The organism is Vibrio gigantis (genome assembly GCF_024347515.1).
Taxonomy (GTDB): Bacteria; Pseudomonadota; Gammaproteobacteria; order Enterobacterales; family Vibrionaceae; genus Vibrio; species Vibrio gigantis.
Genome location: NZ_AP025492.1, coordinates 2,540,987 through 2,554,625, shown reverse-complemented (window position 1 = coordinate 2,554,625; position 13,639 = coordinate 2,540,987). Strand labels below are relative to the sequence as shown.

At 44.5% G+C, this 13,639-nt stretch carries 15 protein-coding genes; 14 read left to right on the top strand and 1 reads right to left on the bottom strand.

What is annotated here, in order from left to right:
* Positions 1-2: 2 nt before the first annotated feature.
* The 14 genes from OCV56_RS11165 (at position 3) to OCV56_RS11100 (ending at position 10,964) form a co-directional block, all read left to right on the top strand.
* On the top strand, positions 3-524 hold the full coding sequence (locus OCV56_RS11165; RefSeq protein ID WP_060641565.1) for a hypothetical protein: 522 nt from the start codon (positions 3-5) through the stop codon (positions 522-524).
* Positions 525-803 carry a hypothetical protein gene (locus OCV56_RS11160; RefSeq protein WP_016791732.1) on the top strand — a complete coding sequence of 93 codons (279 nt, stop codon included), beginning with the start codon at positions 525-527 and terminating at the stop codon, positions 801-803.
* On the top strand, positions 800-1,063 hold the full coding sequence (locus tag OCV56_RS11155) for a putative phage tail assembly chaperone (RefSeq protein WP_086712984.1): 264 nt from the start codon (positions 800-802) through the stop codon (positions 1,061-1,063). Before OCV56_RS11160 ends, OCV56_RS11155 begins: the two co-directional genes overlap by 4 nt.
* Positions 1,064-1,104: 41 nt before the next feature.
* Complete coding sequence (locus OCV56_RS11150) at positions 1,105-1,248, top strand: DUF6890 family protein (RefSeq protein ID WP_167332346.1); 144 nt, start codon at positions 1,105-1,107, stop codon at positions 1,246-1,248.
* Positions 1,249-1,273: 25 nt separating this feature from the next.
* Positions 1,274-3,160: a phage tail tape measure protein gene (locus OCV56_RS11145; protein WP_086712983.1), complete on the top strand. Its 1,887-nt coding sequence runs from the start codon at positions 1,274-1,276 to the stop codon at positions 3,158-3,160.
* On the top strand, positions 3,160-3,507 hold the full coding sequence (locus OCV56_RS11140; protein ID WP_060641563.1) for a DUF2590 family protein: 348 nt from the start codon (positions 3,160-3,162) through the stop codon (positions 3,505-3,507). Before OCV56_RS11145 ends, OCV56_RS11140 begins: the two co-directional genes overlap by 1 nt.
* Positions 3,500-4,687 (top strand): baseplate J/gp47 family protein, encoded by a 1,188-nt coding sequence (locus OCV56_RS11135; RefSeq protein WP_086712982.1) that lies wholly within the window; start codon positions 3,500-3,502, stop codon positions 4,685-4,687. Before OCV56_RS11140 ends, OCV56_RS11135 begins: the two co-directional genes overlap by 8 nt.
* A complete protein-coding gene (locus tag OCV56_RS11130) occupies positions 4,674-5,276 on the top strand; it encodes a phage tail protein (protein ID WP_086712981.1) in 603 nt (200 codons plus the stop codon). Before OCV56_RS11135 ends, OCV56_RS11130 begins: the two co-directional genes overlap by 14 nt.
* Before the next feature lie 12 nt (positions 5,277-5,288).
* Entirely contained in the window at positions 5,289-7,757 is a 2,469-nt protein-coding gene (locus OCV56_RS11125) for a phage tail-collar fiber domain-containing protein (RefSeq protein WP_228761213.1), read from the top strand.
* Between the two features lie 50 nt (positions 7,758-7,807).
* Positions 7,808-8,344, top strand: coding sequence for a baseplate complex protein (locus OCV56_RS11120; protein ID WP_086712980.1), 537 nt, complete (start codon positions 7,808-7,810; stop codon positions 8,342-8,344).
* A gap of 9 nt (positions 8,345-8,353) precedes the next feature.
* Positions 8,354-9,043: a hypothetical protein gene (locus OCV56_RS11115; protein WP_086712979.1), complete on the top strand. Its 690-nt coding sequence runs from the start codon at positions 8,354-8,356 to the stop codon at positions 9,041-9,043.
* Positions 9,034-9,729, top strand: coding sequence for a hypothetical protein (locus tag OCV56_RS11110; RefSeq protein WP_086712978.1), 696 nt, complete (start codon positions 9,034-9,036; stop codon positions 9,727-9,729). The genes OCV56_RS11115 and OCV56_RS11110 overlap by 10 nt, the downstream gene beginning before the upstream one ends.
* Before the next feature lies 1 nt (position 9,730).
* Positions 9,731-9,928: a hypothetical protein gene (locus OCV56_RS11105; protein WP_086712977.1), complete on the top strand. Its 198-nt coding sequence runs from the start codon at positions 9,731-9,733 to the stop codon at positions 9,926-9,928.
* Between the two features lie 118 nt (positions 9,929-10,046).
* Positions 10,047-10,964, top strand: coding sequence for a hypothetical protein (locus OCV56_RS11100; RefSeq protein WP_143691564.1), 918 nt, complete (start codon positions 10,047-10,049; stop codon positions 10,962-10,964).
* Positions 10,965-11,966: 1,002 nt separating this feature from the next.
* Here the strand turns inward: OCV56_RS11100 and OCV56_RS11095 are convergent.
* The gene (locus OCV56_RS11095) at positions 11,967-13,544 is read right to left on the bottom strand and encodes an alkaline phosphatase (protein ID WP_086712975.1); all 1,578 of its coding nucleotides are present in this window, start codon (positions 13,542-13,544) and stop codon (positions 11,967-11,969) included.
* Positions 13,545-13,639 lie beyond the last annotated feature (95 nt).

The following is a 13,639-nucleotide window of genomic DNA, read 5'->3' as shown; positions in this document are numbered from 1 at the left end:
ATATGTGGGAAAAAGTGAAATCACTTATTGGTTCGGCTGCACCTTTGGTTGGCACCTTAATTGGTGGCCCAGCAGGGGGCGCGGTAGGTGGATTAGTTGCTAATGCCCTTGATGTTGAAAATACGCCAGAAGCTATTGAACAGGCGTTGGTCAATGACACTGAAGCATTGTTCAAACTGCGTCAATTGGAGAAAGAGCACGAGCAAGAGCTTAAACGTCTCTCCATTGAAGAAGGTCGCTTAGCTTTGGAAGCCAAACGAGCCAATTTAGCAGATACGCAGCATGCACGTGAGCAGCATAAAGATCACTGGATGCCAAGCCTTTTAGCTTTGTTGCTTTGTGCCATGGTCGCTGGAATGTTTGCCGCTTTGTTCTTCGGTGAACCATCGAAAGAGTATGCCCAAGTGCTGATCATGATTTCCGGTACCGTACTAGGTGCGTTTGGTACAGGGGTAGCTTTTTGGTTGGGTAGCAGCAAGGGCAGTGCGGATAAAAGTAAAAAACTGAATTTGCAAGGGGGCTAGATGGAAGATTGGCGCGTGTTGCTGGGATTGGGAGGCTTCCTGTTAACGCTGATCGGTTTTGTGTATACCCGCGCTGAGAAATCCGCAGCCACAACCCGAGATCTCGAACAGCGGACTCACAAAAACGAGCTGGCAATTGCCAACCAACGTGCGGATGTTGCAGAGAAATACGCCACCAAGCATGAGCTACGGGAAGCCGTAGACGATTTGAAAGATTCAATTAATGGACGGTTCGACCGTTTGGAAAACAAGTTAGATAAAGAGCGAGAAGTAGCATGACAAAATCAATTGTTTTAACCGTTGGCACGACAGACCTTGAATTCAACCCAACGCCAGCCGAATACGACGAAGCACAAAATACAATTTTGCAAGGTGATGCGAGCAGCGCAGCACATAACTTCTTGATGAGTAGCGTTAGTGAAGGTTCAAAAGATGCGTTGCGCGAAATTACTAAACAGAACCCAGGTGCAGCAACGCAGATTTACGGTGCCGTTATTAAAGAGTACGCGCCTAAGCTTTCCATCTCGGTAAAAAAATAGATGGGCTTGTCGCTGCCATCGATAGCAGTGACAGGCAAAAAATGTATGCGTGGCGGCGAAAGTGGCTACCCAATGAACCGGATACTGATCAGAACCTTGCTTATGCGATTTGGTTAGAGAAGAACCATTGGGAAAACATGCAAGCCGTCACCGCTAGCGGTGTTGCCAAAGCCTTTGGCGGTTAGCCACTAAGCAAATAGAGAATTGTTGATGTTACCAGAAGCACTCAGATTTCAAGTTGGACTGATTGACCAGATTTCAAAACCTCTGGGCAATATTCAACGACAAATGACCGATGTCACCAACACCTATCGCCAAGGCACTCATACCATGGTGGCAGGTGCGGCAGGCATGGTGGGTGCTGGTTTCGCATTACAACAAGCCTTGATGCCAGCCATTGAGATGGATAGGGCATTAGGTGAAGTAAAATCGTTAGGTGTAGCTAACGATGAGTTGAAAACTCTAGCTTCTACAGCAATGAAATTCTCCGTTGACTACGGCAAGTCAGCTACAGAGTTTGTGGCTGCGTCTTATGACATCAAATCTGCTATGGGTGACATGACAGGTGATGAGTTGGCAGGTGTTACTAGAAGCTCGGCTATTTTGGCCGCGGCTACTAAAGCGGATACCGCAACTATTACCAACTACATGGGCACGATGTACTCGGTGTTCAAAGACAAAGCTGATCGGATTGGTAAAGACAATTGGGCTGAACAAGTAGCAGGTATGACAGCCAAATCCGTTGAGATGTTCAAGACCACCGGACAAGGTATGTCTGATGCATTCAAAGGTATAGGTGCTTTAGGTAAAACTCATGGTGTTGCTGTTCAAGAGCAAATGGCAGTGCTCGGCATGCTGCAAGGCAGTATGTCAGGTTCAGAAGCTGGTACGCGCTATAAAGCTTTTTTAGGCGGGGTTGTTAAGGCTCAAGATCAACTAGGGATGTCGTTTACCGATAGTAACGGGAAAATGCTACCTATGTTTGAAATCATGGACCAATTGAAGAGTAGATACGGAGATTTGGAATCTGTCGAAATTGCAGAACTTACAACTGCATTTGGTGGGAGTGAGGCTGCAATGGTTATTACTGATCTCATTTCAAAGTCTGGAGATTTACAAGCGAATATTCAGCAGTTGAACGGTGCAAGCAATTTAGATAACGCGGTCAATATGGCTGATGCCATGACCGACCAATGGGAAAGACTCGAACAGGGTGTGTTTGCCGTTCGAACCGCCTTTGGTGCGGCGCTGTTGCCTTCTCTCTTGCCTGTGGTTTCGAGTTTGGCCGATGGTGCGATGGAAATCATCGAATGGACAGAGATGTTCCCGAACCTGACCAAATATATTGGCTTTGCTGCTATGGCGATTTTAGGTGCAGCAGCGGCTGGCGGTGCATTTACCTTGATGATGGGTGTGGGTAAGCAAGCAATGGCAACTTACATGCTCACTATGAAGATGTTCACGGGTGTGAGTTTCTTATTAACCAAGGGCATGGCAGCACTACGTGTGGCCGTGTTAGCAGCCAATATTGCGATAGCGGCTAACCCAATCATTTTGGTCGTTGGTGCAGTGGTTGCAGCAATCGCCGCAGTAGGGGCATTGATTTACTACTGGGATGATCTCAAAGCTTCATTTGGTGACACAACATGGTTCCAGGTATTAGAAGGCGCAATCACGTTAATCACGATGCCATTTAGAGCCATGTTTGAGTTCATCAAAGCAGGTTGGCAATGGGTTATGAGTGGCTTTACCGATACCAGTGGCTTTGCCTTCATTGGGCAAATGGCCGACTCGATGCGAAACATCTTTGGAAGTGTATTTAGTTGGTTCACTGACAAGTTGGCAGGTATCTGGGAAACCATGAAAGGGCTAATTGACTGGATACCAGGTTTCGGCAGTGATGATGAAGCGGCTCCGGTGAAATCGAAGTCAGTAGAACGAGCAACACCACATGCCCAAATCCAGCCAGGTGGCGCGGCCCGAAGCATTGCTAGCTACCAAACGAGCTCAACCAATTACGGTGGTGTGGCGATTTATCCAACCTACATGAATAGCCCACAAGACATGGCAAGTGAATTAGAAATGGCGGCAGGCTAATGGCGGATTACCTCTATCAAGACATCCTAATTGAAAACGGTGACGTGGTACTCGATGCAGGCCGAAACCCTGTATTGATTCAAGACCGAGCAGTGATCGCCCAAGACATTAAACACGCCATCATTGAAAGCAATTTAGCGGTTGATCTTATTGCAGAGCGCAGCCCATCAAAGAAAGCGGATATTCGCACCAAGTTGGAATTGTTGGTTGAAGAAGATGTGCGCCTAGTGCCGGGTACTGTGAGATTAGAAGAACCGACAGAAGGCACGATTTATGTTTTCGCCACGACTGCAGACTTTGGCGATGTAACTCTTGATATAACAACTTCGGAGACAACCAATGTCTGATATTCCTAAGCCAGATTACGCCGAACTGGTAAAGCAATCCGGTATCCCTACCGATGCGGCCAGTTGGAAAAAAGTGCTGAAAGAGGAAATGGAAAAGGAAGAGTGCATTATCTCTAACGACTCGCTTTTCTCACCGTTCTGGCGCTTGATTGAATCGGCAGTGGTACAAGTGACCTTGTGGCTCATCAATACATTATTGGTGGGCTACGTTCTACCGAACATGTTTGTGGCAACCGCTGTAGACCAATGGTTAGACCTACTCGCATGGCAGTGCAAACTCACTCGTAAAGAGGCAACCAAAGCCAAAGGTTTGATCGCCTTCCAACGAGCAGCCGCAAAAGGGCCAGCGTTAGTCATTCCAAAAGATACGTGGATTCAGACCGAACCCATTAACGGCAATATCTACCGCGTTCGTGTGCTTGCTGATACCACGCTGCCAGAAAACGAAACGATGATCTTGGTGGAAGTGGAAGCGGAAAGTGAAGGCGCGGCCTATAACCTTGGCGAAGGTTACTACCATATTCTGCCTACTGCGATACCAGGTATTGCAGCAGCAACGAACCCAGCCGAATGGCTAACCGCTGCAGGTGCAGACAAAGAAAGTAACGATGAACTTCGCTTGCGTATCCGTAATCAGTGGAGCGCAGTTGCTAAATGGCACATTGATGCAGCTTACCGTTCTCTGTTAACGAGTCGTGCAGGCATTAACGACGACAACGTGTATTTCGAGCATAACGCACCACGTGGGCCAGGTACCGCCAATTCCTACATTTTGCTTGATACGGGTGAACCATCTCCAGAAATGCTTGCTGATCTGAACGCCTATATTCGTGAGCAAGGGCAACACGGCCATGGTGATGATCTGCAGGTGATGGCAATGCCAGAAACTCAAACAGACATTGTTTGCCGTGTGTGGCCGCTTCGTTCTCTTACGATGGATGAACGAACAGAACTTAAAGCTGCGGTTGAAAAGTTCATTGGTGCTGCATTCCGAGAGAACACCGATTATTCGCCAACCGTGACCAATCCGGTATTGCGCTTTAGTTTCTCCAAATTAGGCCAAGAGCTGCACGGCCAGTTTGCACAGATTGAATCACTCGAATTCGATAACGCCGACATCATTAACAACCTAACGGTGCCACGCATTCAGACGTTGGAGGTATCCATTGAAAATACCTGAGATAAACCTTCGTTACTGGATGGGTAGAGGCGAACTCGCCAAGTTCGTTAGAGCTGTTCGTAACTACTGGGAACATGTGAAAGCCGCATTCGAAATGCCACTGCAGCAGCATGACCCACTGACCGCACCTATTGGATTGGTCAATATTCTGGCTTGGCAGCGTGGAGTAGAAAAACTCGGCCAAGAGCCCGAAGAGTTGTTTCGAATTCGTGTGGCTCATGCTTACGGATTTTCTCGTGATGCGGGTTCGGTATCTGGTTGGGAAGACATGTTCGACAAGCTCGGCTATCCGCACATAGCTCAAGATGAAAGGTTAGTGAATGTTGATTGGGATGTGATCAGTCTGAAGATTCGAGACGGTGACTTAACCAATGTCCCGAAATTATTAGACACGGTGATCCGCCAGTACGGGCGCACCTGTCGTCGTTATCAATACACTAGTTATGTCGAAATGCCGTTGGCCGCGCGAAGCAAGAATGTCGAAGCGCAATACTCAGCGTCACACGTTAAGACACGGATAAACGTTGGCATGTTACCGAATATGCTCAATGTCGATTGTGAATATTACCAAGCCACTGCGAAAGGCTAAGGAACTAGAAGAATGACAAACACCACTGATAAGTCGATTTTGACCGCCGCAGGTAAGGCGTTATTGGCTCAGCTTAATGCAGAAGAAAAGCCGCTTGTAATCGACAAGATGATTTTTGCCAACGTACCGAACCGCCCAGAGTTTCCACAGCCTGATGATATGGTACCAAGTGATGATGTGGTTCATGAATCTGCAGTAGAGCAACGTGGTCGCCTTTCGGTTGATTCGGTTATTTACAGCACAACGCTCACCAGTCAAGAAGGCCCGTTCGAATTTAACTGGACAGGTGCTTACTGTTCAGAATATGGCGTGTTGGTTACGATTGATCACCATGCCCTAACACCAAAGACAGCCGATGAACCAGGTGTTGCAGGCAACACATTGGTGCGTTCAGTGGTTCTTGAGTACAAAGATATTGCCGAAATCACCAATATTACGGTGGATGCTTCAACATGGCAGTACAACGCCACGCCACGTATGAAGAAAATGGATGACGATGTCGCGCAATCCATCATCGACCAGAACGGTAAAGATTGGTTTATCGACGACGGTTTCTTGATTACACCTCAAGCGAGCGCATTCAACATCAAAGCGGGTGCCGGTTATGTGTCGGGCAATCGTGTCACACTCGAATTTGATCGCAATGTTCAAGTACCTAACAAGCCTTCATTCATCTATGTAGATGCGCACCGCGAAGGAACGCCAACAGGTGAGCAAGTCACCCTGTTTGATTTCGTGGTTACTTCAGATGAGAAAGACGACTACACCGATGCAAATGGTGTGAAGCACTTTGTTTGCAAGATTGCTCAGGTGTTGGGGGATGGTTCGGTGAGTGATTTACGGCCGGAAGGACAGAGCGCTGATAAAGAGTGGGTTCAAAAATCGGCGAAAGTGGTAGCCAAGAAAGCCATGACCCCAAGAACGTTTAGTGAGTACTTTGGCGACACGATAAATGTGAAATGCTTCGGAGCTGTTGGTGATGGAGTCACTGATGATACGGCTGCTATAAGAGCTGCATACAATGCCATGTCAAATGGTGATCGCTTGTTCTTTCCTTTGCCTAATGTCGCTTATGCTGTTCGAGCAGAAACCGATGCATCGTTGCTATTGTGGGATAAGCACGATTGTTTCTGTGAGATGCTTGGATATTTAAAGTGGTTACCCAACTCTGAAGGCTTCGTAGGTGGTCACATGATTCATGTGACAGGGAATAATAATCAATTTAGAGTCAATATGCATAACATTGACCAGGTGCCGACGAAATTAGCAACCGAGTCAAAGGAATATCATAACACTGGAATTTATCTTGCTGGTAAAGGCAACAGAGTCAAAGATTCAAAGGTTTGGAACTTCACTGCACCGTATCGAATTGGTAAAGATGGTAGCAGTAATAACCAAATCGTAGACTCCTTTGGCACAGTTACAGACAGGGATAATTTTGCCTGGACAAATGACATAGTTGTTGTTTGGAAAACCAGTAATGCAATAGTTCGTAACGTTGTTGGTGCAGTTTATGATGAAACTAATCCATACGGAATCACCCTGGTTAATAACCCTAAGCGAGAAACGGCGAGGTGCCGTGTTGGCATCACTTTGGATGCTGATGCCGAAGGTTGCATTGTTGATAGTTGCATTGTTGGAGAAGGCTTTTCTGTAGGTATTCACTCAGAGGGGACAGGCGAACGCCGAAACATCATTAGTAATAACATTATCCATTCGCAAAAACGTAATGCCATCAATGGTGCCCGTGGTGCGTTACAAATCTATGGGAACTTATGTTATCCAGTTCTTGATCTTGACTATACGAACCCTACGCTAAGAGGGGCTATCGGCTCTGTAACTTCTAATGTCATTGTTAAAGATAACGTAATTATTTCTGATAAACCTGAAGTTGCTGGTGTCAGAGTGTTGGACGGTGTCACAGGTGTTGTTATTGAAAATAACAGCTTCATCGGAGACTTTGATCTGGTTGTTCAAACAGGAGCCATTATCGATGCAGCTATCAGAAATAACACTCACTCTGGAGGCGTAGCTAAGAGATTGGTTTCGACGGCTAAACTCGTTTCCGCTACTCAAGATGCTCGAGTATATGTTGAAGGTAATGCGGGTATTGTTTCTGAGTGTGGAATAGCCACTTATTCTATGCCTATTACTTTTAAAGATAATACGTTACGTCTGGTTGAGGGGTATACGGGTGATGATGGTGTAGTTCGAATCTCAGGAAAACCAACCGATGGTGGCCTGAATCCAGCTAAAAATGGTCATGTCATTTCTGGAAACACAGTTGTTTACCTCGGTACCACACCTATTACAGGCAAGAACTTTGTACAATCATTAACCACTGGTCAGGGGCCTAATGGCATGCTCACAACAAACTATTTTGATGCTGAAATATTCACTCAAGTTGGTGGTGGTAATTACTGGAGTGATGCAAATTGGATTATCGGACTTAATTCTGTGAATAGTATTGAATCCGTTTAAGTTAATGCTATGCCCCACATAATCCACACAATTACGTAAAGAGTAGTCATATGCTAACCCTAAACGGCACTCAACTCCCATTAAAGAACCTACGCATTAGCGTTCGTCAGCAACTGGCCGGACAGGATATGTCCGGCCAGACCTCGGCTACCGACCAAGCGGAAACAGGTAGCAAAGGTAAAATTCTGACCGTGAAAGGCGTGATCCCATTTACCAAAAAACAGCTACTAACCAATTTGTTCAGCATGGCGGAAGCACAAGATAGCGGCGCTCGCCAAATCTACCGCATTAGCAACAAAACGGCAGAAGCTTTGAAAATCCGACAAGTGAAATTCCAAGGTGCTGTTCGTGCCGATGAGCAAGATTCTCACAGGCAATGGAGCGTTTCATTTGAACTGATAGAGCATCTATCGGTACCAGAACGAGTGGAACAACGCCAGCCGGATAAACCTGCGGCACAGCAAAAAGTGCAAGGTGTGAATACTCCGGTTGAAATCGGACAAAGTGACGATGTGCCGCCAGGTACCGACGTGGAGCTAACAGGCTTTATGAAAATACTTAAAGCTGCCGATAATGCTTTAGCTTAGTGGTGGACTATGACAGCGAACAATAAATTCTTGTGTCGGGCTTACGTTGGCAAAGACAAAGCCAGAGTAAAAAGCCACCGCATTGTCTTTAGTGAAAATACGCCAGGACGATGTGAGCTGGCGCTTGAAGGAAGCCCCGAGGCAAACACTATTGTCGCGGTGGATATGGGTTGGGGTGATTCAATCGATCGGGTTTTCCTTGGTTACATCGAACGTGTTCAACCTGCAGAAAAAGGTTGGTCAAAAGTGTTTTGCCGCGAATTAGCGGCAATGCTTTACAAGCCACTTAACATCATCATGCGTCACCCAACACTCATGCAGCTACTAAGCGAAGTCACCAATAAAACGGGCCTTCAATTTGTGGTACCAGAGAAAGCCTACAGCAAAACGGCCATTCCATGTTTTTATAGCGATGGCAACGGTTATCGAGTCTTAGACGAACTAGCTCAAGCGTTCAGTATTGATGGCTTATTCTGGCAGCAACAAGGCAATGGGCAAATTTATGTAGGCAGTTGGAAAGATTCATTCTGGGCAGATAAGTCCGTCACCATACCTAATGAGCTCATGACAAACCACACAGCCAACAAGTCGGTAAAGATACCGGCTATTCCAAAATTGAAGCCAGGTGTTGTCGTGAATGGACTGCGATTAGTCGGTGTAGAGTTTGAAGGAACGGAGGCAAAGCTAACATGGATGTGAATACTATTAAGCGCATTATCTTTCGGTTGTTTCCAGAATTCACAGGCCAGTGGCATTTGCCAAGATGGGGAAAGGTGGTCGCATTGCCAGAGCTGCCAGAAGAAGGGGATTTGTCCGACCGCTTTTATCCTCACTATGCCGTAGATGTTCAGCTACTCGATGAAAAGGGCATGGAATACGAAGATAAACCACCACTGCAGGCGATACCACTTCCGGTTCCAGGTCTTGGTGATCATGCTGGCCGATTAGAGCCGCCTGCAATTGGCAGTATCGTAGAGTTAGGCTTTATGTTCGGACAACCAGATAAACCTTTTATTCGTTGCGTTCTTCCCCTTGGCTTCAAGCTACCAGGTATCAAAGAAGGTGAAAGCCGATATCAACAACGCGAAGGTGTTTATCAGTTGGTTGACCAAGAAGGTAACTTTGAACGAAAGACAGATAAAGACGACAAGTTGGAATGTCTTAACCAACGCATCAAAGTACTGGAAAACCGTTTAGCTGAAATTGAAGGAGATCATACAGAAACCGTCAAAGGTGATAAGACAACCACGGCTAAAAATATCACCGAGGATGCAGACTCTATAAAAATGAATGGTGGTAAAGGAGTATGCACAGGTGCAAGCATTTGCCCGTTTATGGGTAAGCCACATGTAGACGTATCAACCACCGTATTTGCAGGTAAGTAAGATGGCACTAAGCAAAGCATCACTGAAACAGAAGTTAGAAAACGAATTGAAAGCACAAGGCTTTGTTCTTGACGGTGAGTTCGCTATGGCTGGTAAGATGGCAGAAGCTATTGCTAACGCAGTAGTGGACGAAATTACTCAGAATGCTCAAGTGCCTGTAACAGGCGGCAGTTCAGCAGGAAATTACAAAGTAACTTGAATGGCACCCATCCATACGTTAGTAAATGATCTGTACACTAAAAGACTCCAGTCGCATGTACAATTAGTATTGCATCAAGATATAGTAGAGCTAAATTTTGGGGTTGATGTGGTGGTTTATGAGTTTGTTTGGGAAATATAAGCTTAAAGATATGTACTTTCTTTCTGGAGTTGAAGATTATTTAACAGAAAGTGCAAAGAAGTACAAAAGAAATTTAATGTACACACTGACAGCGGTATTAGTGCTGTCTTTTTGTAAGTATTACAATCTTGTAGACAGCTTTACCACTTTACTTGGTTTTAGAGTGAATGGGGACAAAGGTATAGCAATTGAGTTTGTTTTATTTCTATTGTCTATTGTTTGTTTTTATGAATTGTTGATGTTGGTTTTATCTAAAAAACAATGTGATAGTCATTGGTTTGGTAAGGGGATGCTTACAAGGAAAAATAAAAAGGAAGACGATGATTCTGAATTTGAAGGGCTAAAAAAACAAATAGAGCAAATTAAGTATTCATTTAAGAGCAAGGATGAAATACTTTCTGAAATTGAAGAAGTTTCAAGTGGCGTGGAATCTATAATAGATGAAAGATTAGATGTTTTAAGTTGTTCACTGATGACCTTCCGTGAAAAAATGGAGCAGATTGGATGGCAAGCAATAAATGCTATTAATACTGGAGATTTAAGTCCTGAGAAAGCCAAGGCGTTTGAAGAGAATTCAAAGAGCCAAGAGGTTGAACGTTTTGTGAATGAGTATTCAGGGTTGTTAAATGGTACAAATTATAATAAAGAAAGTACTATAAAAGGAATCGTAAACGCAAATGAAGACTGGAAGTTGTATATAGAAAAACAACTTGGAGCGAATGAGCTTTACTATAAAGAAGTACTTAAGATATTAGAAAATTCATCTCGCCCCACAATAAGAAATGAAATTATTGATTTTTGGTTGCCCACATCATTGGGGATATTTGCAATATTTGTAGGGTTTCTTAATTCAGGATGTTTCGTTATTGATTTTGTTATGAAAGCTAACCCGTAGACTATCGGTTTTTATTTCTAACTGTACATACCTTAGAAAAACACAGCATTGGCTGTGTTTTTTTGTTATGTCGCATTAGAAATAACACTTTACATGTAGATGAACATCAAACCAAAACCCATCGTGAAACCTAGAGTTTATCTCCGAAACTGTTGCGCTACCTACAATGTGTACACTTGGGATTATCTACGTGTGAGTTTAAGAGTAACCCGGTAAAAAATTACCACTTGGCGTAAGAGGAATTAGAGTGACGGAATCCGCACTCCTCCTCCCCACCTGCGACGTTTTCGATCTGGTTTTTTCGCAATTTTGATTTAGTGAAAATCTACGGGGCTAGGAAAGGCGTAGAACACGCGATAAAGCCTTTTGCTATAAGGGCTTCGAGTAATATGAAAAGCCGCTGAAAAAGGCTTATATTGCGCCTAAAAGAATTTCAACAATTGCGCTTTATTTCGATAAATTGCAATAATGACGATCTTTAAAGATCTAGTGCTTTTTGTAAGTTGTTGATTTGTAGTGTTTTTATGTTTTTTCTGTCAGTTTTTTAAAGATCTAGTGTGGAAAATTAAAGATCTCTTTAGTTGGCAGCTAAGCCAGGTATAGCAAGGCTTTAGCGCTAATCTGACCGCAAAACTGTTTTTTCAAATTTGTTCATTGGATGAAGCTGGAAAAGTGAACGGAAAAGAGAACAAAGCAATGACAGAAAACTCGATTTTGCCAGATCCCATAAATTCACGGTGTGGACATTTTTGGGACAAGTTGCGATTGGTTCCTTATTAAGTGCTTGATTTTAAATTGATAATTAACTTGTGTTTAGTAAGACCACATCCTTAATCACCCAAATCGTTAATGATTTAAAAACAGTCGCTCAACAGCGGCTGTTTTGCTATTTGGCGTCACCTAAATTTGAAACTTACTTAGCTTAAATTCTTAAACGCTTTAACTCTTAAAACAAAAAAACGCCCCGCAGGGCGTTAAGTGAAGCTAGCAAAAAATCTCAGGCTAATTTACTTGTTGCTTGATGTACTCACCAAGCTCTGAGTGATGCATGATTTTTGATACTGGCAATATCTTTTCGGCAGGCCCCCAAGCAAACACATTCACAGGTGTATGGGTGTGTGTGCCTGTACCCCAAACGATGTTTTGACCTGTTGCTTGTTCTCGAGCAAGTAGGTTGCCACGGTCGTTATATGGGAAGAAAGCATCGAAATCGTTGATAGCAGGCACTTCTTCTGCCGACAAGTATTTGTGCTGAGCCAATCGGTATGGGTTCGGCTTACTTGCTAAGACGTTTTTCGCTTGTTCAGCTGTGATAGGGAACTCACTGTTTTTGTTGACGATCTCAGCCAGTTTTTCAGGTGTTTGTAGAGCTTTATCCAATTTCTGGTATTCGCTGATCATGCCGTAGTAGCTTTGTTTTTGATTGTACAAACCATCAAGTATATCGAATGCGCCAAAGTTAAAGTTGGGTGCATAGTCGCGATCGGCAAAGGCTTCGCCAGAACGTTTCTGTGGCTTTGGTAAGTCGTTAGAAGAGTAGCTGAAGCCGAAAGAACCTGTTTCGTGGTCTGCGGTTACAATCACGATAGTGTCTTCACGATCTTTCGCCCATTCATATACAGTTTGGATCGCTTCATCAAACTTGAGCAGTTCATGCAGCATCGTACCTGCATCGTTACTGTGACCGGCCCAGTCGATTTGGCCACCTTCGACCATTAGGAAAAAACCGTCTTCATCTTTGGATAGGACACTGAGTGCTTTTTGTGTCATCTCTTTCAAGCTCGGTTGAGTTCGTTCGTCACTCCCTTTCTTTTTGCTGTAAGTGATGCCGTCATCCATGCCTGAGTAGGCGAACAGGCCAAGTAACTTATCGCCCTGAGCACCTTCTAACATGCTGCGGTTAAACGCCAGTTGGTAGCCGCCTTTCTTTGCTTCAGTTAGCAGGTTACGTTCGTCTTTACGCTTCGATTTTAGGTAAACGTCACCTTGAGTCAGTTGCTCAAGTTGCTTGTAAGTTTCGCCTTTGTCATTGGTTGATTTTGGAATCCAGTGACGTAGCCCACCTGAAAGCATCACATCAGCGCCCGTTGCTAACATATCGGATGCAATTTGATTCTCTAAAGAGCGGTGAGGTTGGTGAGCGGCAAAGGAAGCAGGGGTCGCGTGCGTTAAGCGTGTGTCGGATACTAAGCCAGTCGCTTTACCTGCTTTTTTCGCTTTCTCAAGTACTGTTTCAACATGATTACCTTGAGAGTCAATGCCTATTACTTCTGAACCACTGTAGATTCCAGTCGCAAGCATGGTGGCAGAACAAGCAGAATCGACCACGATTGCATCTTCTGGATGAGTTAGGGATGAACCAATAACCCCTTCTTGAGCAAGTTGATAAAGGGCGGTTTTGTTCCCTTTATAGATGGAGTTTGGCGCTTGGTTTGCGTAGGTTTCCAATAAGCCAACTTGTTGAGGCCCCATACCATCGCCAATCATCAGAATGACGTTTTTGATTTCTGCCGAAAGTACGTTAAATGATAGTGTTGAGGTTGCCACTACGGCAATGATTGGTTTTATAATGTGCTTCATTAGTTATCCCTTTTTATATAAGCGGGATGATTAGAACATCGATTTGTGTCAAAGTCGTTTCATATTTATTTCATCAATATGAAATTGAGCAATAA

What these genes read in the sequence shown, in the direction of transcription:
- OCV56_RS11165 (WP_060641565.1), top strand. Translation starts at nt 3, where the DNA reads ATGTGGGAAAAAGTGAAATCACTTATTGGTTCGGCTGCACCTTTGGTT.
- OCV56_RS11160 (WP_016791732.1), top strand. Translation starts at nt 525, where the DNA reads ATGGAAGATTGGCGCGTGTTGCTGGGATTGGGAGGCTTCCTGTTAACG.
- OCV56_RS11155 (WP_086712984.1), top strand. Translation starts at nt 800, where the DNA reads ATGACAAAATCAATTGTTTTAACCGTTGGCACGACAGACCTTGAATTC.
- OCV56_RS11150 (WP_167332346.1), top strand. Translation starts at nt 1,105, where the DNA reads ATGTATGCGTGGCGGCGAAAGTGGCTACCCAATGAACCGGATACTGAT.
- OCV56_RS11145 (WP_086712983.1), top strand. Translation starts at nt 1,274, where the DNA reads ATGTTACCAGAAGCACTCAGATTTCAAGTTGGACTGATTGACCAGATT.
- OCV56_RS11140 (WP_060641563.1), top strand. Translation starts at nt 3,160, where the DNA reads ATGGCGGATTACCTCTATCAAGACATCCTAATTGAAAACGGTGACGTG.
- OCV56_RS11135 (WP_086712982.1), top strand. Translation starts at nt 3,500, where the DNA reads ATGTCTGATATTCCTAAGCCAGATTACGCCGAACTGGTAAAGCAATCC.
- OCV56_RS11125 (WP_228761213.1), top strand. Translation starts at nt 5,289, where the DNA reads ATGACAAACACCACTGATAAGTCGATTTTGACCGCCGCAGGTAAGGCG.
- OCV56_RS11120 (WP_086712980.1), top strand. Translation starts at nt 7,808, where the DNA reads ATGCTAACCCTAAACGGCACTCAACTCCCATTAAAGAACCTACGCATT.
- OCV56_RS11115 (WP_086712979.1), top strand. Translation starts at nt 8,354, where the DNA reads ATGACAGCGAACAATAAATTCTTGTGTCGGGCTTACGTTGGCAAAGAC.
- OCV56_RS11110 (WP_086712978.1), top strand. Translation starts at nt 9,034, where the DNA reads ATGGATGTGAATACTATTAAGCGCATTATCTTTCGGTTGTTTCCAGAA.
- OCV56_RS11105 (WP_086712977.1), top strand. Translation starts at nt 9,731, where the DNA reads ATGGCACTAAGCAAAGCATCACTGAAACAGAAGTTAGAAAACGAATTG.
- OCV56_RS11100 (WP_143691564.1), top strand. Translation starts at nt 10,047, where the DNA reads ATGAGTTTGTTTGGGAAATATAAGCTTAAAGATATGTACTTTCTTTCT.
- OCV56_RS11095 (WP_086712975.1), bottom strand. Translation starts at nt 13,544, where the DNA reads ATGAAGCACATTATAAAACCAATCATTGCCGTAGTGGCAACCTCAACA.